This is a genomic window from Paenarthrobacter sp. E2MeOHC11 (genome assembly GCF_058744955.1).
This window is the reverse complement of the sequence record NZ_CP196673.1, coordinates 4,823,920-4,843,137: the sequence shown is the minus strand read 5'-3', so window position 1 is coordinate 4,843,137 and position 19,218 is coordinate 4,823,920. Positions and strand designations below refer to the sequence as shown.

Sequence of the window (19,218 nt, the reverse complement as noted above, 5' to 3'; positions counted from 1 at the left end):
CGGACATGACACAACGTCTGCTGCACTCGGCCTTGCGCTTTCCGTTAGTGACAGCGACAGTCGTGGTGCTCGCCGCCGTCGCGGTCCTGGCTGCCATCGGACTCATACCGGCAGCCCAAGGGCTGGCGAGCATATTTGCCCTTGGTGTTGCCCTCTACCGGGCCGGCACCATGATTAAAGGGCTCCTGCACGGACGCTGGGGCATCGACCTCCTGGCCGTGATGGCCATTTGTTCAACTGTTGCGGTGGGGGAATACCTGGCATCCCTGATCGTGGTGCTGATGCTGACAGGCGGGGAAGCGCTGGAACAATTTGCCCAGGGCCGCGCAACCAAGGAGCTCCGTGCACTCCTGGATCGGTCCCCACGGAACGCGCACCGGGAACGTCCCGGACTGCCCGTGGAAGATATCCTGGTCGATGCCGTGATCCCGGGGGACGTGCTGCTGGTCAGGCCGTCAGAGTTGGTTCCGGTGGACGGTAGCTTGCTGTCCGACGTCGGAATCTTTGACGAGTCAGCGTTGACGGGCGAAAGCCTGCCTGCTGAGCGAACCAAGGGCGAACTGCTGCTCAGTGGCTCGATCAACGGGGCCGATGCCGTGCGTATGAAGGCTACGGCCACCGCCGGGGATTCCCAGTACAGCCAAATAGTCGCCTTGGTTCAGCAAGCCGCTGCAAGCCGTGCGCCGACGGTACGGCTTGCGGACAAATATGCTGTGCCTTTCACTCTGGTCGCCTTGGTGCTGGCCGGCGCTGCCTGGTTTTTCAGCCAGGATCCGGGACGGTTCGCTGAGGTCTTGGTGGTAGCCACCCCGTGCCCATTGCTGATTGCTGCACCTGTCGCGTTCCTTGCGGGGACCAGCAGGGCCGCACATGCCGGCATCATCATCAAAAACGCCGGGACGCTGGAGCAACTCAGCAGAGTCAAGACCGCCGTCTTCGACAAGACCGGGACCCTCACCCAAGGCAATCCTTCCCTGGCCGGAATTCGGGTGGCTCCGGCCTCGAATTTGTCCGAAGATGCCCTGCTGCAGCTGGCCGCTTCCGCTGAGCAGTATTCCACCCACGTCCTGGCAGCTTCAGTCATGGCAGCAGCCCGAGCTCGAGGCCTGGCGCTGATACCGGCAACGAGCGCGAGTGAACATGCAACCAACGGGGTCACGGCCGACTGCGGAGACCACCACGTAGTCGTCGGAAAACCTGCCTACGTCGGTTCCCTGGTGAGCGGCTTCGTCAAGACGGCACTGCCCGGAGGCCATCTCGGGATTTACGTCGGCGTGGATGGTGGCTTTGCCGGCACTCTGGTCATGAGCGATCCATTACGCCCAAATGCGAAGGACACCCTGACGGAACTTCGGAGGCTCGGGGTCGCTGAGACGATGCTCCTGACCGGAGACACCGCAACGACAGCCCAACATATCGCTGCGGAGGCGGGCATCAGCAACGTCATGGCCGAATGCCTGCCTGCTGACAAAGTTACTGCCGTCGCGGCCCTTCCGCTCAGGCCCGTGATGATGGTTGGCGACGGCGTCAACGACGCTCCGGTACTGGCAGCGGCCGACGTCGGCATCGCCATGGGTGCCAAAGGTGCCACTGCGGCCAGCGAGTCGGCGGACGTGGTGATTATGGTCGATGACCTGTCCAAGGCCGCGGTCGCGGTTGGCATCGGTCAGCGTACCCTTCGAATCGCGCGGACCAGCATTTGGACTGGGATACTGCTGAGCCTGGGCCTGATGGTGATGGCCTCGCTCGGCATGATTCCGGCTGTCGCCGGGGCGCTGCTGCAGGAGCTGGTGGATCTTGCCACCATTCTCAATGCCCTCAGGGCCTTGGGTCCCGGACGGTCTGTCGCGTCAGTGCAGGTTGCGGAGGGCCGTGGGGTCAATACCGCTCCGGCTCATCACCGAGTTCAAAGTGGCGGCCATGGACCCGGGTGGGAGTGATCTCCACGTAGGTGTATTTGCGCGTCGGAATCCACGGCTTCAGGGGCAGTTTGTCGGCCTCGTCGATCTCCGATTGCGACTCGATCACCCTGGCAGTCCCCTTAAGGACAACACTCCAGGCTTCGGCGTCGACAATCTCCTCCACTTCGAAGGCGACCTTCTCATTGACGGTCAGCTCAGCGAGCTTTGTCCCCGGGTTCGTCCTCAGCAGCAGCCGCTGCTGGTGGGCGATGAAATTCAGGGGGTAGATGTCCGGCTCGCCCAGGACGCTCACTGCCAAGCGACCATGCTGGTTGCGTTCCAGGACCTTCCATGAGTCGGCTTCGGATAGGACGGTTCCGGGGCGTTCGTCGGTTTCCATGGGTCTTTGTCTCCTGGGTGGGGGTGGCTGCTGGCGAATCGCCACGTCACCGTTGGCTTCGATGCTCCCGAGCCTATGGCTGGCTCCCCGCCCCCAACAGAGTCCAAAGTCCCGAGGGCGAAACAGCCATCGTGACCTTTGCCTCTGGTGGTGACGGCCTGCGGGGTGGAACCTGTGAAGCATCGGATGACCGGCCCGGAGGGATACACCATGGTCCAAGGCGTTTATGTTCTGTCCGTTGCACCGGAAGCCGGGAAGTCACTCGTGGTCCTGGGCTTGGCTGACGCGTTGCACCGCAGAACAGGCCGTCTGGGTTTCTACCGGCCAATCGTGAACGGAACAGATCCGGCCAACGACCCGCTCCTCAGGATGCTTCGCAGGCGGTACAAAATGGAGTCAGTCCGCTGCAGGGGCGGAATGACGTTGGCGGACGCCCGGGAAGCACTGGCGGCAGGCCGCGAGGACGAGGTTTCTTCCCGGGCACTCGAGGAGTATGGACGCATCGCGGAGGAATGTGACGTGGTTGTGGTGGACGGTTCGGACCTGAGGGGCGCGGACGCCGGGAGGGAGTTCGACCTGAACGCCCAACTGGCCACCAATCTCGGTTTGCCGGTTCTTGCTGTCATCGGGGCCCAGGGCCTGACCCCGCGGGAGACCACCCAGGCTGTGGCCGAGGCATCACGGCAGCTCGAGGCGGCCAGATGCACGGTGTTGTCCGTCGTGGTCAACCGCGCCCGGCCAGCGGGCATCGACACAGTCCGGGGAGCTGTTAGGGCAGCTACGGGAAGCCTGCCGAGCTATGTGATTCCCGAGGTTCCTGAGATATCGGCGCCCACCGTGGCCGATGTGGCGATGTCGTTGTCTCTTGAACGGCTCTCGGGCAGTGCAGAGCTGGACCGGGACGTGGGCAGCGTGCAGGTGGCCGCTATGAACGCGGAGAACTTCCTGCGGGTACTTGAGCCAGGGAACCTGGTGATTGTTCCCGGGGATCGCACTGATATTGTCCTGGCCTGCATGGCCTCTGCCTTGTCACCGGAGCTGCCCACGCCGTCCGGAGTCATCCTGACCGATGGCCTTGTCCCTGCAAGCTACGTTTTGCCTTTGGTGGCACATGCGCCATTCCCTGTCTTCGCTGAAACTGCGGATACCTACACTACGGCTCGACGGGTCTCGCGCGTCCGCAGCGAGATCCACTCCGGGGAAAGCCGCCGGCTCGCTGCAGCGTTGGGAGTGTGGGCCCGCTCCATCGACGAAACAGAGTTGCTGGAACGTCTGGCGCTGCCGCGTCCGGCAACCATGACGCCACTGCGCTTCCTCAATGACCTCGTTGAACGCGCCCGCCAGCAGAAGAAGCGCATCGTTCTGGCTGAGGGCACGGATAGCCGGGTATTGCGTGCGGCGGAGATTCTGCGTCGCAGGGATGTGTGCCGCGTGACGCTTCTTGGGAACCCGTCGGCGGTCCGGGAGCTTGCCCATGCCGAAGGTATCGAAGTAGCCGGCATCACGATCATCGACCCCGCCCACTCGCCATTACGTGATCGATTCGCGTTGGAATATCAGCGGTTGCGCGCCCACAAGGGCGTGATCCTGGAACGGGCCAGGGAGGTCATGCTCGATGGCGCCTACTTTGGCACCATGATGGTCCACCTGGGAGAGGCCGATGGGATGGTCTCCGGAGCGGCGCACACCACAGCCAACACCATCCGGCCGGCGTTGGAGTTCATGAAGAGCCAGCAGGGCAACGGGCTGGTGTCCTCGGTGTTCTTCATGCTGTTTCCGGACCGCGTGCTGGTGTACGGAGATTGCGCCGTGGTGCCCGATCCCACGGACCGGCAACTGGCAGACATCGCGCTGGCATCTGCGACGACGGCGGGGCAGTTCGGCGTCGAGCCCAGGGTGGCTATGTTGTCGTATTCCACTGGCGTATCCGGCGCCGGGTCGGCGGTGGACAAGGTCAGGCGTGCCACGGAAATGGTGGCGGCTGCCCGGCCGGACCTTGCGGTGGATGGGCCCATCCAGTACGACGCAGCGGTGGATGCGGCCATCGCGAGTTCAAAGTTGCCGTCCTCAGCCGTCGCGGGAAAGGCGACAGTGTTCATCTTCCCTGACCTGAACACAGGCAACAACACCTATAAGGCCGTGGAGCAGTCTTCCGGTGCTGTCGCCGTCGGGCCCATCCTTCAGGGGCTCCGCAAACCCATCAACGACCTGTCCAGGGGATCAACGATAGAAGACATCATCAATACCGTGGCCATCACCGCTGTCCAAGCACAGAGGTAGTGCTAGCCCTTTTTATCCTGAGTGACTACCAGGACGGGGCACTGCGCATGGGCCGAGCAGGCCCGGCTGACGGATCCAATGGGCTGATTGAGGAAACCGCCGGAGCCCCGCCTCCCCACCACGAGTAGTTGTGCCCCGTGGCTTTCTTCGACGAGTACCTTGGCTGGTTCGCCGAACTTGACCGTCACCGTTAGATCCTTGGGGCGGTCTGCACCGAAGGCTCGTTCCACGGCCTCATCGACCAGCCGCTTGGCGGTGTCTTCCAATTCCGTGGTGAAGCGTGTCAGTTCGGGCTCGAAGCGGGAAGCCATGAAGTAGTCGGACATTCCAATACAGGTGATCACCTCCAGGGGGCCTCCCAACGCAGCTGCCATGCGACCGGCCATCTGCAAGGTGTTGGAGGAATATTCGGATCCATCGACGCCGACAACGATCCGATCAGAGCGCGATTGTGTATTCATGGGACCAGCCTGCCGTCCACCTGGCCGCCCCACTAGGGTCGAAGGGCACGGATCCGGCGAGCTGCATCAATGGGGGAGGGCCCCTCCGTGGCGCAGCCGTTTGTAGAGCCAGTCCGCGCCGAGCACGCCGGGAATCGCCAGGAGCGCAACGGCAAAGCCAGGGAGCGGAGGAGGAGCCTGGCCCAGGATGCCCGCAACGGGAGGTAGGTAGAGGAACAGTGCCAACGCCGCCAGTTCCACCCCAACGGCCCACAGCAGCAACTTGTTGGTGAACCATCCCTGCTTCCATGCAGGAGCCGTAGCACTGCGGCAAGCGAAGGCAGTTGCCAACTGGCCAAGGACCACCGCCGTGAACGCAGATCCGGACGCGCCCATCAGCACTCCCTGGTCCAACGGATCCCCACGGCCCCAACCACTGCCAAAGAGCACCACAGAGAAAGCACCCATGGCGAACAACGCCTCGGTGGGACCCATGACCGCAAACACCCTCAGTATGAGTTGCCGATCCAGGAGATGCCGCTTTTCGGGAGGCCGGCTCAACACCCGTTTACCTGGTGGCTCCGCCCCGAGCGCCAGCGCGGGAAGCAGGTCGGTTCCGATGTCCAAGGCCAGTATTTGGAGGACGCCGAGGGCCAAGGGGAATTGACCACCGGACAGTGCCCAAATCACGAAGGGCGTGAGTTCAGCGACATTGTCAGTCAGGTGGTACGTGAGGAACCGGTGAATATTTGAATAGGTGGCCCGGCCCTGTTCTATGGCGGCGACGATGGTGGCGAAATGATCATCCAGGAGCACAAGGTCTGCGGCCTCACGGGCCACATCGGTGCCGCTGAGTCCCATGGCCACGCCGATATCGGCTTGACGCAACGCGGGACCGTCATTGACGCCGTCGCCGGTCATGGCAACAACGTGCCCGCGGCTCTGTAAGGCTTTGGCCACCCTCAGTTTCTGTTCAGGAGAAACCCGGCTCACCACCACCCCATCACGGTCCAAGAGGGCCCCAAGAACCTGTTCGTCATGGGGGAGGTCCGCGCCTTGGAAGACCAGGTCCGGGTGCCCCAGCAGGCCAATTTCCCGAGCAATCGCCGCTGCTGTGGAGGGGTGGTCGCCGGTGATCATCGCAATACGGATTCCTGCGCGCCTGGCCGTGGTGATGACGTTGGCGACGTCCGGCCGGGGTGGGTCGTGGAGGCCAATGAGGCCTAGTCCTTCGAGGTCCCGCTCAGCCTCGTCCGCGGGCCGGTCGCGCCAACTGCCGGCTGCTCCAGGCAGTTCCCTCGTGGCGACGGCAATGACGCGCAGGCCTTTGGCAGCCATGGTTTCCACTGCTTCGAACAGTTGGGCGGCTTCGACTCCGCAGAGGGGAAGGACGGATTCAGGAGCTCCCTTCAAGTAGAGGGTATTGCCCACCATCACAGACTCCCTCCTACGGTCGGCGTCGAAGGCGAACCTTACCGCTGGCTGAAGTTCCCCTGGTGGACTCCCCAACAGGCGTCGCGCCAGAACATCGATCGCAGCTTCCATGGGATCCCCGCTCGCTACCCATTCGTCGCCGTGGAGCACTGCGCGCCCCTGCGAAGCGGCCCGGGCTGCACAGGCCACCCGGAGGGCGTCGGGATGTCCCGGCCCTTCCACCCGGGCCTCGGGTGCGTAGCCGTCGCCGCTGATATGGAGCGACCCTTTTAACGTGAAGACCTCGACGGCGTTCATCCGGTTTTGCGTCAGCGTGCCGGTCTTGTCGGTGCAAATGAAGGTCGTGGAACCGAGCGTCTCCACCGCTTCAAGGTTGCGGACCAGTGCGTTTCTGGATGCCATGCGCTGTGCGCCCATGGCGAGGGACAAAGTAACCGTTGGCAGTAAGCCCTCGGGGATGAGCGCAACCGCAACCCCAATGGCAAACAGGAAGGAATCACGCCACACAATTCCGACGAGGAGCGAAACCACAAAGAACAACCCGGCGACGGCGAGCGCCACGGTGGCAACCAAGCGGACTATTCTGCGCAGCTCCATGGTCAAAGGTGTTGGCGGAGCTTTGGTGCCGCTGGTCAGCGCTGCTATGGCTGCCAGCTTGGTGTTGGCACCGGTGGCGGTCACCAGCCCTTCGGCTTGGCCATTGACCAGGAACGTTCCGCCCCACGCTGTGTCCGTCGCGGTTTTGGGTACGGCCTCACTCTCTCCGGTGAGCATGGATTCATCGATGCTGCATGCTGATGCGGAGATGAATTGCACGTCTGCCGGCAACCTGTCTCCTGCGGTCAGGACCACCACATCTCCGGGTACCAAAGCACTCGCGTGCACGCTCTGACGCCGCCCATCCCGCCGGACAGTGACGTCGGCGGGAAGCAGCCCTTGCAATCGTTCGGCTGCGTGTTGGGCGCGTTCCTGCTGAATATGGGCGAAGACGCCGTTGACGATCACCACGATGATGATTGCGATGCCCAGCTGTGGCATGCCTGCCACGTAGGCGAGTGCCGCTGCAACCCACAGCATCAGGGCGAAGAAGTGCGTCAGTTCCCCGAGCAGTTTTCGCCATTGGGGGACGTTCTTGGCGGTGGGCAGAACGTTTGGTCCGCTTCGTCGCAACAAATCGCCGGCGGCCTGCGAGCTCAGGCCCTCGGCGCCCGGGGTCGCGGACAGCGAGGCGGGGGATGTGTTCCCAGGGGGCATCTTTTCTCCAATGCGGGAATGCCTGTTCGATGACAGACTCCACCGCGGAACTGCCCGCGTCTAGGGTCGAAGGGCACGGTAGGGCGGGACCTTCTGCCCTATATGGGGATAGCCGGAGGGGATAGGCTCGGCCAATGGAGAACACATCGACGGATCAGGACACCAAGGAACTCAGCGTCCACGATTGCTGGAAGTACCTTCAATCGGTGTCCATCGGCAGGATCGCCCTCATCAACGGCGAGGTCCCGGAGATCTTTCCGGTGAACTTCGTCCCGAACTATGGAACTGTTCTTTTCAGGACCGGGCCGGGGACCAAGCTCGACGCCCTGCGGGAAGGGGCGGTGATTGTGCTGGAAGCCGATGGGTTCAACCGTTATGGGACCGTCGCCTGGAGTGTCATCCTCAAAGGAAGCCCGGAGTTCGTGACCCAGCCTGAAGACATCCAGGAGGCAGTGGAAGCCGGCCTTTCTCCATGGCAGCCCGGGGCCAAGGACGTCCTGGTCAGGGTCACGCCAACGGAGATCAGTGGGCGCCGGTTTGTCATTGCGCCTCCGTCCAAGTGGTGGCCGCCGCTGGATCCGACCGCCTCTGACGTTCACGACGGCGAAACTCACGTTGTCCCGCCCGGCACCTCTGGCTAGGGTCGGGTCAGGAGGGTGGGGCACTGCACATGCAGGAGCACATGCTGGGCAACGGAGCCCAGCAGCACGCTCAACCCTCCCCGCCCTTTGCAGCCCATGACCAGCAGCTGCGCTTCCCTTGCAGCAGCTATCAGAGCCTCTCCGGGGCTACGGGTGGTATCCAGGACTTCCTTCACGACGACGGACGGGAACTTGTGGTTGACCCGCTGGACAGCCGCGTCAAGGACATTCCCACCCTCGGCAAGCCCAACGTCGGGCCCTGTCGCATGGACAATCATCAATTCATCATCCAAACGTTGGGCTTCCGTGGCCCCTTGATCCAGGGCATCGACTGACTCAGCGGAGCCGTCAACGCCAACCACTACGCCCGAACGCTGGTGAGGTGCAAGCACCGGGACGACGGCGACGTCGCACTTGCTGGTCACAGCAACCTGGAAACTGACCGAACCGTATCCCTGTCCTTCCGTGCCGGGTCCGCGGTCCGTGCCCAGCACCACCATCGAGTAGGCAGGTGACAAGGAAGCAATCGTTGCGGCAGGTTCGCCAGACAACCGCTGAGTCGTCACGCCCACGTTGGGAAAGGCTGCCGCCAGCCGTTGCGCTTCGCTGTTGAGCAGATCCTCAGCGCGGCTTAGGGCCAGGTGATGGTCGTTCTCGCGGGGGTAAGCCCACTCCCCGGGAACCACGTGGACCAGGGCCAGGCCAAGATCAAGGGAATCCGCTCGGGCCGCAGCCCAGTCAGCCACAGGCGAGCCAGCCCGTGAGCCGTCAAGGGCAACCAGAATCTGCATCTTCACGAACCGACGTTCCCTTCGGATTACCAACGGTGGTGGTCTCCACTATCGGCGGGACGGCCTTTCGTCGCAAGGGCCGGAAGGCCCTCCCACTGAACGGCTCAGTGCATTAGGGTCCAGAGGAGAGGCCTCGACCGTAGCCTTCCCCGCGGAAGTGAGAGGAGAACATGCGTGTTCTTGTGCTGAATCCCGGGTCCTCATCGCTGAAATACCACCTGCGTGAAACGGCAGCTACCAACCCGGCTGCTGCCCTTCTTGCCTCCGGACAGGTTCACTGGCCACCGGACGAGCGTTCCAGCGCGACCCGCCTGCACACTGCCTTTGAAGAGCTGAATGACACCATGAAGCGCCTCGGAGCCGTGCATCCGGAGGCTATTGGACACCGCGTCGTCCACGGCGGCGTCCGGTTCGGAACACCGGTGCTTATCACGGCTGACGTGATAGCGGCGATTGAAGGGCTAAGTCCTTTGGCGCCTCTCCACAACCCCGCCAGTGTCGCTTGTATTGACGCCGCCGGCCAACGTTGGCCCGATCTTCCGCAGGTAGCCGTCTTTGACACGGCGTTCCATCGCACCATTCCGGACTTCGCCGCCCGCTATGCCATTCCGGAAGACGCCTACCGTGTCCATCCAGTGAGGCGCTATGGCTTTCACGGCATCTCGGTGGAGATGGCCTGCCGTGACACAGCAGAGTTTCTCGACGTGGCGCCTTTGACTGCGATAGTGGCCCACGTTGGCAACGGCGCATCCGTCACCGCCGTCAGGAACGGGCTCAGCGTGGACACCTCCATGGGAATGACCCCGTTGGAGGGCCTGGTCATGGGGACGCGGTCGGGAGACCTGGATCCTTCCATCGTCTTGTTGATGCAGCATGGCGGTGCCACTGCCGAAGAAGTTGATGGCATCCTCAACCACCGCTCGGGCTTGTTGGCGCTGGCTGGAACTGCTGACATGCGGGACGTTGGCGCTGCTGCCCGCCAAGGAGAACCTGGTGCGATCCTCGCCCTGGACATGGCCGCCTATCGTCTCGCCAAGTACATAGCTGCCTACTCCATGGTGGTTGGCCGGCCTGACGCCCTGGTGTTCACCGGCGGCGTGGGTGAGAACTCTGCTCTTTTCAGGGCCAGGGTGGTCGCCTGGTTGGGACCACTGGGGCTTGGGCTTGATGAGGACCTGAATACGTCCGTCCAGGAGGGCACTCGCAAAATCAGCAGCACAAATTCGGCATTCCCGGTGCTCGTAGTACTAAGTGACGAAGAACGAGCCATTGCAGAATCGACGGCGGCCTTGCTCGCCATGCCCCCTATGGAAGGTTGATCGCGACATGAGCCTGGATGAGAAAAGGACCGCCACAGACACCGTGCCGGACGCCGGGAACTTTGACCTCCTGCACCGGTATTGGTCCGCGGCCAACTACCTGACCGTGGCACAGATCTATCTGCAGGAGAACGCCCTGCTCCGGGAGCCGCTGCAAGTAGAGCACATCAAGCCTAGGCTCTTGGGCCACTGGGGTACCAGCCCGGGCTTATCGCTGATCTACGCACACCTTAACCGCCTCATTCGTCGCACCAGTGCGGAAGTCCTCATGGTGACGGGCCCAGGCCACGGAGGTCCCGCCGTCGTCGCCAATACCTATCTGGAAGGCAGCTACTCGGAGGTATACCCGACCGTTGGCCAAGACCTGAAAGGGCTTCGGAAACTGGTCCGGCAGTTTTCGACGCCGGGAGGCATCGCCAGCCACGTCGGCCCGGCCACGCCCGGCTCCATCCATGAGGGCGGCGAACTGGGCTATTCCCTCATGCACGCCACCGGCGCGGCCATGGACAATCCGGGCCTGATCGTTGCCTGCGTCGTCGGTGACGGAGAGGCGGAAACCGGTCCACTCGAGGGCTCCTGGAAGGCGCCCTCGTTCATCAACCCCCTCAGGGACGGGGCGGTACTTCCCATCCTGCACCTCAACGGGCATAAGATCTCCGGCCCCACCGTGCTGGGCAGGCGGTCGAACACGGACGTGGCGTTATTGCTCGCAGCGCACGGCTGGGATCCAGTCATCGTCTCCGGCGATGACCCCGCGCTCGTCCACCCTGCCCTGGCCTCAGCAGTGGACTCGGCCTACGCATCCATCCGCGCCATCCAGTCCCACGCCCGCACGGAGGGAGTCACCGGACCCGCACGATGGCCCGCCATCATCCTGCGCACCCCCAAGGGATGGACAGGACCGGCGACAGTAGACGGAAAGCCTGTCGAGGGAACCCACCGCTCCCACCAAGTCCCACTGGCCGGAGTCAGGGAAAACCCGGACCATCTGAAGCAACTTGAAACGTGGATGCGTTCCTACCGGCCGGAAGAACTCTTCGACGACGACGGGCGCCTTATCCCCGAGCTCGCACAACTCGCCCCAACAGGCGATCTCCGCATGGGCGCACTGCCCGCCAGCCGCGGAATGGAAAGTACCGACCTGGTGATCCCCAGGCTCGATCGTTACGCCATAGAGGCTGTTCCCCGCGGGGGCGTGATGCACCAGAGCACCAAACCGTTGGGGGAGATGCTGCGGGATATCTACATCGATACCGCCGATGACCCCCGATTCCGCCTCTTCTGCCCGGACGAAACCAACAGCAACAGGCTCGGCGCAGTCTTCGAAGCCACTGACCGGTGCCTCCTCGAACCAGCCGCCTCCACGGAGGCCGCGCTCGCGGACGATCATGTTTCCGCCAGCGGACGCGTGATGGAAGTCCTGTCCGAACACCTCTGCCAAGGGTGGCTGGAAGGGTACGTGCTGACGGGCCGGCACGGACTCTTCGTGAGCTACGAGGCATTTGCCATGGTGAGTGCTTCCATGACCATTCAGCATGCCAAATGGCTGCAGCATTCACGGGAGCTGGAGTGGCGGCAGCCCGTGCCGAGCCTGAACATCCTGCTGACCTCTACGTGTTGGCGGAATGATCACAATGGGTTCAGCCATCAAGGTCCTGGCCTCATCGACACGGTTCTGTCCCTGTCCAGCACCGTCATCCGTGTCTACTTCCCTCCTGATGCCAACACCTTGCTGGTCACCGCGGAACATATGCTGCACAGCAAGGACTACGTGAACCTGGTGGTGATCGACAAGCAGGAACATCCGCAATACCTGACGCTCGAAGAGGCACGGGAGCATGCAGCCGTGGGCGCATCCACCTGGGATTGGGCTGGAAATGAAATACCAGGGACCTCAGCGGGCATCGCCCCGGACATTGTCCTGGCATGTGCCGGAGATGTGCCCACGCAGGAGACCTTGGCGGCAGCCTGGCTCCTCAGGAAGCACGTCCCGGACATGTGCGTCCGGGTGGTCAACGTGATGGATGCCATGGTCTTGCCACCTCCAGAGGTCCATCCACATGGGCTGGCGGGCGACAAGTTCGAAGAACTCTTCACTCCTGACGTGGACGTGGTGATGGCGTGGCATGGATACGCGAGGGCCCTGCATCAACTCCTGCACGGCCGACCTCATCCTGAGCGGTTCCATGTTCGCGGTTACAACGAGCAAGGCACCACCACCACACCCTTCGACATGGTGGTCCTGAACAAGGTCAGCCGTTACCACCTGGTGATGGAAGCGTTACGCCGCGCCAGTGGGCAATTTGCGGGGGCAGACCACCTGCTGGAGCTTTGCAGGACGCAATTGGACGCCCATTACCGCTACATCCGCGAGCACTTCGAGGATCTTCCCGACATCAGGGACTGGGTGTGGACGCAGCAGTAGCAGGCTCCCGCCCAGGTCCCGTGTCCTTACTCTGTGCTCATGAGTGAGCGGGAGAGTACTTGGCACGGTCAGCACAAGGCTGGCCTGAGCAGGGGTGAGCGTGCAGCCGACTACCTCCGCAATGGCATGGGCAGCTGGATCTTTGTTGGATCTTTCGTCCTGGTGATGCTGGTCTGGGCCGCCGTGAATTCATACCTGCTGGCCGAGGATGCCTGGGACCCTTACCCGTTCATCCTGCTGAATCTCTTCCTGTCCATGTTGGCAGGCCTCCAGGGCGCCATCCTGCTCATCGCCGCGAAAAGGCAGGACGCCATAGCGGCAGCCATGGCCCAGCACGACTACGACACTGACGTGCAGGCCAAGACGGAGATCGACCGGCTCATGGCCATCAACAGCCAACAGCTGGAACTGCTGGAGGAGCTACGGGCTCTTCTACGCCAACAAAGGGCGATCGGGGAGGATGACGACGAAAAACCACGAAGTGGCGATTCGCCGTAAGTCAAAAGATCATCAGCGCTGCTTGGAAGCTTGTCGGTGCCAAACATCAGCGGAGCCAGGAAGGCCGCGGGGTGTCCGTGGCGCCGCGGGTCGCGACGTTGTTTGCTGCAAGGTCGCGAAAGCGGACGGTCCGGATACAGCCACCTCTCTTGGGGCGGCATTTGCCAGGCCTGACCGACTACCGGCCCTGGGAACGGGGATGGTGGCTTCCTCATGGCTATTTCAGAGTTGGAGACAGCGGTACGCGAACGCATCCCGCTGGTGGTCATTGTCTACAACGATTCCACATACGGGGCCGAGGTCCACCACTTTGACGCGGACGATTCAGAACTTGAGGTGGTTCGGTTTCCAACCACCGACATCGCCTCAATCGCGGCCGGATACGCCGCGGCGGCCCTCACGGTTCGACGACCAGAAGACCTGTCCAGAGTGAACGAGTGGTTGTCGGGTCCCCGCGAGACCCCGATGGTCATCGATGCCAGGATCGCGTCTGATGGCGGCGCTTGGTGGCTGGCCGAAGCTTTCAAGGGCCACTGAGGCCGCAAACCCTGTCGGCAGCGTGTGTACATTTTGGGTGGTCAGGTTCGTCTGACACTGGCCGCGGGGTATGCCTGGCGCCGCGCGTCGCCTCCTTGGTGCGTCCGGTAGGTCGTTGTTGTTCTTCCGTCCGCCATCATCTACTCATGCGAGTCAGTGGCCATGACTACATGACGCCTCAGTGTTGCTTGATCTCTGGGGGCGTCGCGTTCGCCCACCCGATTCAGCCCTGCTCGGATAGATCGACTAGCCGGCGGAGTTGGGCGACCGGGTCGGGGATCTCGGGTCCGTGCGAGAAAAGCATTCTTGTTGGTTGTAACTGGCTGAGTTTAAGCAAAGAAAGTTCAGCTTCGGCGGCATCCGCTGTGAACTGGGAAGGACCACGTGTCATGGCCCCTTTCATTGTGCCTACTGTGTCTCCGACGAACAGGATGCCTGCATCGTCGTGGAGCAAACTGATATGACCTGCTGTGTGTCCCGGCGTCTGTAGTATCCGCATTCCGTGGACATGGTCCCCGTCCGAGAGCGGGCGGATTGGTGCATCTGAAGCGATTTGGGGGATGTCCGACGCTCCGGCCCAGATGGCGGCCTCGGGCGCTTTTAATGCCACCTCCGCCAACCCGCCGACATGGTCTGGATGCGAGTGGGTCAGTACGAGATCCGTGATGTCCTTCCATTCCGCTCCGAGCCGTCCCAGCGCTTGTTCTAGCGCAGGTGCGCTGCCCTCAAGCCCGGCGTCGATCAGCACCACCCCGGACGCTTCCCCCACAAGAAAGCAACGCACGTCAAAGTCCAGCTCATCAGCCCCGGCTACTCCCGCAGGTAGATGGATCTGCTGGATGATCGGCTCCACAGAAAGCTGAGGTGCAGCAGCGAAGGGTTTTCCCGGGTCGTTGTTGGTCATGAAGGCATCGTGCCACCGCATGCCCGATTCAGGAAGGCACGAAAGCCGGGGAGGGCCTCACTCGGCGTCGGGCCTGACGTCCCGGGCGTCGCCCCCACCCGCTCCTGGGCAGTGACGCATGGAAGCGCAAGGCGGAACTGCGTTCTGGCGGTTCCGTGGCGTGGTGGTTGGCAGCGCATGGCGCTGGTGCTAGAAGCGGATGAGGATTGTGAAGATTTCTGCAGGGAGGTGGGTGTGGCGGGCTGCTGCTGTTCGGGCCGCATTGGGGATGTCGACGAAGCTGCGGGCCGTACTGGTGAGGCCTGGGTAGTCGTCGAACGCCAAGCCCAGCCGACCGTCGGATGCGTCACTGATGTAGACGGTCACGGCTATTCGCGGTGGTTGTAATGGTTTGTGTTCTTTTGTCGGAAGAGCGGTGAGGGAATAGTAGGGAGTCGACCCCCATCGTTGGCCCGCTGGGATGTCCACTTGGACACTGCCTTCCTGTTCAAGTTCAGCCAAGCGGGTTCTGATGGTGTCGCGGCAGGCGGGTACGGCATTCGTTATGTCGGTGATCGGGCTGGCGCCGTGTCGGTCGAGGTAGTTGATGATATGGGCTTTGATGCGTTCGACACTGGTCCGGGGTGCATACGTATTGGCGGTGGTAGTCATAGCCAGGCTTTCGCTGCAGTCAGAGGTTACTAATGGTGATCAGTGCACTGGGATTTGTGCCGCCGGGCTTGGGGAGAGCCCGGAGTCTGGTACGGCAGGTGGGATCGTTTGACTGGTGGATGCGGTGTCGTGGTGGCGGCCGATGACGGCGGTGGCGATGGCGTTGCCCAGAACGTTGGTCGACACCGCGGCTTCCCGGGGACCGTCGGGTAACAGCCAGTGCCCGATAAGTCCACTGATTATGCCCAGCAGCAGTGCCGCCAGGATCCACAACGTTGGTTTCTTCTTGTTCTTCATGACGGGAATTCCTCCGGTTATCGGATGCCTGGCACTGCGCTGTGCCAGGCAAACACATATTTCGGGTGTGAAAGATCACCCTTTGTACCGGCGCGAACGTGCAGTACAAACGTTGTCCAATGACCACTGGTGCTGGGTGGATATGAAGCCGGTAGAGGTGCCCTGGCTTAGCCGGCGGGCGCCTGGCTACAGCTTGGGAATATCCGTGACGGTGACCGACTCAAGGGCGACTTCCACGCCCTGCAAATGAAGCTCCATTGCACGCGTTGCATCATCGGCCGATCCGCGTTCAATCGCGGCGAAAATTGCTGCATGTTCGGCCCCGGATTCCTTACGGCGATCCACGACCTGGTTCAAGGTGTTCGACTGTTTCGCCATCGCGTCATCGATGTCCTCCTGCATCGTCGCGAACACTCCGTTGCCGCTGGCGCGGGCGATACTGGCATGGAACTCCGAGTTCAGAACCACCCACTGGGACAGTTCTTCCTCATGTTCCATCGCTTCCAGAATCTCCCGCAGGCGATCGAGTTCTTCGATAGTTCGGCGCTGCGCCGCGAGTCCCGCGGCCGGGATCTCGATGTGGGGACGGGCCTCCAGCAGCTGCTGTGCCGAATACTTCCCCAACCGCAGGTCTTTTACGGCTCGGTCGGCAACTACGAACGTGCCCTTGCCTGTATGCGTCGCTGTTAGGCCCAATGATGACAACGATCTCAGCGCCTCGCGCACCATGGTCCGGGACACCCCGAACCGCTGGGCGAGGGCCGCTTCAGCTTCCAATTTTGTCCCGACAGGGATTTGCCCGGACTCTATGGCGGACCGCAAAGCGGCCAGAACACCCTCAGCGGCCCCCACTCTCACCACGGGCCCCTGACCAACTGTCCAGCTGTCCAACAGGTTGTTCATGCTCATACGATGACAGGCCCGTCACTGTGGGTCAAGAAATTCCATGAATATGTCGCAAGAGGTTGCTCTAAGACCGCGGCGCGATGGATACAGCACCCTTACACAGAGGATCGGACCAGAGATTCTGGATACCAGTGACGTGCGGAGCCATCCCCATTCCGCCACTTCGGCGGGTGCCGGACGGGCCGACGAGTACACGACCGGCACAGGCGCGTAACGGCCACGCCCACTACGCGCATTAACAGGGTGCAGACTTAGGCATGAAGACTAATGCGGGCGTCAGTGTACGGAGATTGGTGCGGGCAGCGCGAACGCGAGAGTTGGATTCGACGGATACGATGCCGGCAGAGAGCAGCCCCTACGTCGATGCCGTCCGGGCAGTCCGGACGGGTGAGCTCACCGCGGATGAAGCGGCGAACCAGCTGATCACCATGATGACGGATAGGGAGATCCTCGGGCTGCTCGATGGCGACTCGCCCAGATTGGTGCTCCCGTTCATCCCGATACTGCTGGACAGGGTGCCGTTCGTGGCCGGGGCGGTTTCGAGGCTCGGAATACCGGGCATTCGGTTCAGCGACGGTGGCCGCGGCGTAGTGATCGGCGCCTCTACGGCATTCCCGGTGACCATTGCGCGGGCAGCGACCTGGGATCCATCGCTGGAAGAACGCGTCGGCGTCGCGATCGGTCTGGAAACCAGGGCGCGCGGAGCGAACTACTCGGCCTCGGTCTGTGTAAACCTGCTTCGCCACCCAGCGTGGGGCAGGGCGCAGGAGTGCTACGGGGAGGATCCGGTGCTCACTGCCCGTATGGGATCGGCCCTCACCCAAGGTGTGCGGGTAAATACGATGGCGTGCGTAAAGCACTTTGCGCTCAACTCGATGGAGAACGAGCGCTTTGAGGTGGACGTGGCGGTGGACGAACACTCCTTGCACGAGGTGTATCTGCCGCACTTCAAAGCGGTCGTTGACGCCGGTGCAGACTCCGTGATGAGTTCGTACAACCGTGTGCGGGGCGAGTACATGGATGTCAATCGGGCCCTGCTCACGGACGTCTTGAGGCACGAGTGGGGCTTCTCCGGGTTCGTGACAAGCGACTGGGTGTTCGGTACGCACAATGCGGTCGTCAGCCTCGAGGCGGGAATGGACGTGGAGATGCCGCTCCGGTTGCTGCGCGCCCGCGCGCTGCCCCACGCACTGCACCACGGTGACTTGGCCCGTTCCACTATGCTCCAGTCCGCCCGCCGCATTCTGCGCACGTGCGTGCAGCACGCCGCGACCCGGGAACCGGCGGTCCCCACCCGCGCCGTCATCGCCTCTCCGGCACATCGGGCGCTTGCCCACGAGGTAGCGACGGAGTCTATCGTCCTGCTGAAGAACGAAGCCGTCGGCGCGGCGCCGCTGCTGCCATTGGCTCCCGCTACCCGGCATCTCGCCGTGATCGGACGACTCGCGGCACAAGCGAACCTCGGCGATCATGGCTCATCCCGTGTAAGGCCGCCCTCCACTGTTTCGCCCCTGCAGGGCCTGCGTGAGGCGCTGCCGGGGGTCAGGATCACCACGACGAACGGTCGGGACGAAGGCCGCGCGGCCTCGTTGGCTGCCGCGGCGGAGACGGCGATCGTCGTCGTAGGCCTGGACCAACACGACGAGGGCGAATCCGTCGTCACCGGAGGGGTCGACGTGGGCGTGCTCGGTCGGGAATTCCGCTCAGGGCCCCTCCGACGGTTGCTCATCGGACTCGCGCACCTGGCCTCCCGGTTCGTCCGGGGCGGGGACCGGAGCTCGCTTAACCTGCGTCCCTCTGACGAGCGGCTTATCCACCTGGTCGTCACCGCGAACCCCAAGACCGTCGTCGTGCTGGTCAGCGGCAGCGCCATCCTCACTGAAACATGGCGTGACCGCGTGCCAGCGCTCCTCTTTGCCTGGTACGGCGGTATGGAGGGCGGCCGCGCGCTCGCGAGCGTGCTGACCGGCAGCGAGGAGCCCGGCGGACGGCTGCCTTTCGTGCTGCCAACGGACACCGCACATCTGCCATTCTTCGACTCCACGGCAAAGTCCGTTGTCTATGACAACCAATGGGGTCAGCGCAGGCTCGACGGCCAGGGCCACAGGCCCGCGTACCCGTTTGGATTCGGCCTGGGCTATACAAACATCGAGCACCGACTCCTTGACCACACGTTGGACGACTCTGGCGGCAACGCGAACGTGCACGTAGCGAACAATGGCAACCGCAAAGGCTCCACCGTTGTTCAGGTCTACGCTGCAGATGTGTCCCTCCGCAGGCCTGTGGCCCAGCTCCTGGGCTTCCGGAAAGTGACCCTGGAGCCTGGCGCGGAGACCACTGTGCGGGTCGATTTGGATGCGGGCCCCACCCTGCAGCGCGATTCGACCACACGGCGCTGGTCTGCCCGCTCGGGGGAGTGGGCCCTGCAAGCCAGCCAACACAGCCCGGACAGCTGGGAGAACGCCGTCAGCTTGCGATGTACGGAGGGTCTGATTGACCAGGAAGGTATTTCAGACGGCAAGCCGGCCTGATGTAGTCGG

General features: G+C 62.9%; 15 protein-coding genes and 1 pseudogene. 8 read left to right on the top strand and 8 right to left on the bottom strand.

Features of this window, described 5'->3' with window-relative positions:
- The first annotated feature begins 5 nt into the window (after positions 1-5).
- The gene (locus ACSSVG_RS22390) at positions 6-1,940 is read left to right on the top strand and encodes a heavy metal translocating P-type ATPase (protein WP_492416403.1); all 1,935 of its coding nucleotides are present in this window, start codon (positions 6-8) and stop codon (positions 1,938-1,940) included.
- On the opposite strand, the gene ACSSVG_RS22385 is transcribed toward ACSSVG_RS22390, so the two are convergent.
- Positions 1,879-2,301, bottom strand: a complete 423-nt coding sequence (locus ACSSVG_RS22385; RefSeq protein WP_231340219.1) for a pyridoxamine 5'-phosphate oxidase family protein — start codon at positions 2,299-2,301, stop codon at positions 1,879-1,881. The two genes, ACSSVG_RS22390 and ACSSVG_RS22385, sit on opposite strands and share 62 nt — an antisense overlap.
- Before the next feature lie 210 nt (positions 2,302-2,511).
- Between ACSSVG_RS22385 and pta the strand changes: the two genes are divergently transcribed.
- Positions 2,512-4,581, top strand: a complete 2,070-nt coding sequence (gene pta, locus ACSSVG_RS22380) for a phosphate acetyltransferase (protein ID WP_492419279.1) — start codon at positions 2,512-2,514, stop codon at positions 4,579-4,581.
- Between the two features lie 2 nt (positions 4,582-4,583).
- Here the strand turns inward: pta and ACSSVG_RS22375 are convergent, their stop codons facing one another.
- Entirely contained in the window at positions 4,584-5,042 is a 459-nt protein-coding gene (locus ACSSVG_RS22375) for a universal stress protein (RefSeq protein ID WP_492416401.1), read from the bottom strand.
- Positions 5,043-5,108: 66 nt separating this feature from the next.
- A complete protein-coding gene (locus ACSSVG_RS22370; protein ID WP_492416400.1) occupies positions 5,109-7,709 on the bottom strand; it encodes a cation-translocating P-type ATPase in 2,601 nt (866 codons plus the stop codon).
- Between the two features lie 134 nt (positions 7,710-7,843).
- Between ACSSVG_RS22370 and ACSSVG_RS22365 the strand changes: the two genes are divergently transcribed.
- Positions 7,844-8,350 carry a pyridoxamine 5'-phosphate oxidase family protein gene (locus tag ACSSVG_RS22365; protein WP_492416398.1) on the top strand — a complete coding sequence of 169 codons (507 nt, stop codon included), beginning with the start codon at positions 7,844-7,846 and terminating at the stop codon, positions 8,348-8,350.
- On the opposite strand, the gene ACSSVG_RS22360 is transcribed toward ACSSVG_RS22365, so the two are convergent.
- Positions 8,347-9,141 carry a universal stress protein gene (locus ACSSVG_RS22360; protein WP_492419278.1) on the bottom strand — a complete coding sequence of 265 codons (795 nt, stop codon included), beginning with the start codon at positions 9,139-9,141 and terminating at the stop codon, positions 8,347-8,349. The two genes, ACSSVG_RS22365 and ACSSVG_RS22360, sit on opposite strands and share 4 nt — an antisense overlap.
- 170 nt (positions 9,142-9,311) lie before the next feature.
- On the opposite strand from ACSSVG_RS22360, the gene ACSSVG_RS22355 reads away from it, so the two are divergent.
- The 4 genes and pseudogenes from ACSSVG_RS22355 to ACSSVG_RS22340 all read left to right on the top strand — a co-directional run.
- Positions 9,312-10,460: an acetate/propionate family kinase gene (locus ACSSVG_RS22355; protein ID WP_492416396.1), complete on the top strand. Its 1,149-nt coding sequence runs from the start codon at positions 9,312-9,314 to the stop codon at positions 10,458-10,460.
- A gap of 7 nt (positions 10,461-10,467) precedes the next feature.
- Positions 10,468-12,885 (top strand): phosphoketolase family protein, encoded by a 2,418-nt coding sequence (locus tag ACSSVG_RS22350; protein WP_492416394.1) that lies wholly within the window; start codon positions 10,468-10,470, stop codon positions 12,883-12,885.
- Between the two features lie 39 nt (positions 12,886-12,924).
- Entirely contained in the window at positions 12,925-13,383 is a 459-nt protein-coding gene (locus ACSSVG_RS22345; RefSeq protein ID WP_231340213.1) for a DUF1003 domain-containing protein, read from the top strand.
- Between the two features lie 127 nt (positions 13,384-13,510).
- A pseudogene (locus tag ACSSVG_RS22340) lies at positions 13,511-13,920 on the top strand (thiamine pyrophosphate-dependent enzyme); the annotation flags it as partial.
- Between the two features lie 223 nt (positions 13,921-14,143).
- On the opposite strand, the gene ACSSVG_RS22335 reads toward ACSSVG_RS22340, so the two are convergent.
- The 4 genes from ACSSVG_RS22335 to ACSSVG_RS22320 form a co-directional block, all read right to left on the bottom strand.
- A complete protein-coding gene (locus tag ACSSVG_RS22335) occupies positions 14,144-14,824 on the bottom strand; it encodes an MBL fold metallo-hydrolase (RefSeq protein ID WP_492416392.1) in 681 nt (226 codons plus the stop codon).
- A 189-nt stretch (positions 14,825-15,013) separates the two neighbouring features.
- Positions 15,014-15,475 (bottom strand): hypothetical protein, encoded by a 462-nt coding sequence (locus tag ACSSVG_RS22330; RefSeq protein WP_231340211.1) that lies wholly within the window; start codon positions 15,473-15,475, stop codon positions 15,014-15,016.
- 39 nt (positions 15,476-15,514) lie between these two features.
- A complete protein-coding gene (locus ACSSVG_RS22325) occupies positions 15,515-15,772 on the bottom strand; it encodes a hypothetical protein (RefSeq protein WP_253468091.1) in 258 nt (85 codons plus the stop codon).
- Positions 15,773-15,958: 186 nt separating this feature from the next.
- Complete coding sequence (locus ACSSVG_RS22320; protein ID WP_231340209.1) at positions 15,959-16,675, bottom strand: FadR/GntR family transcriptional regulator; 717 nt, start codon at positions 16,673-16,675, stop codon at positions 15,959-15,961.
- Between the two features lie 338 nt (positions 16,676-17,013).
- On the opposite strand from ACSSVG_RS22320, the gene ACSSVG_RS22315 reads away from it, so the two are divergent.
- Positions 17,014-19,209, top strand: a complete 2,196-nt coding sequence (locus ACSSVG_RS22315) for a beta-glucosidase (RefSeq protein WP_492416389.1) — start codon at positions 17,014-17,016, stop codon at positions 19,207-19,209.
- The last annotated feature ends 9 nt before the right edge of the window (positions 19,210-19,218 follow it).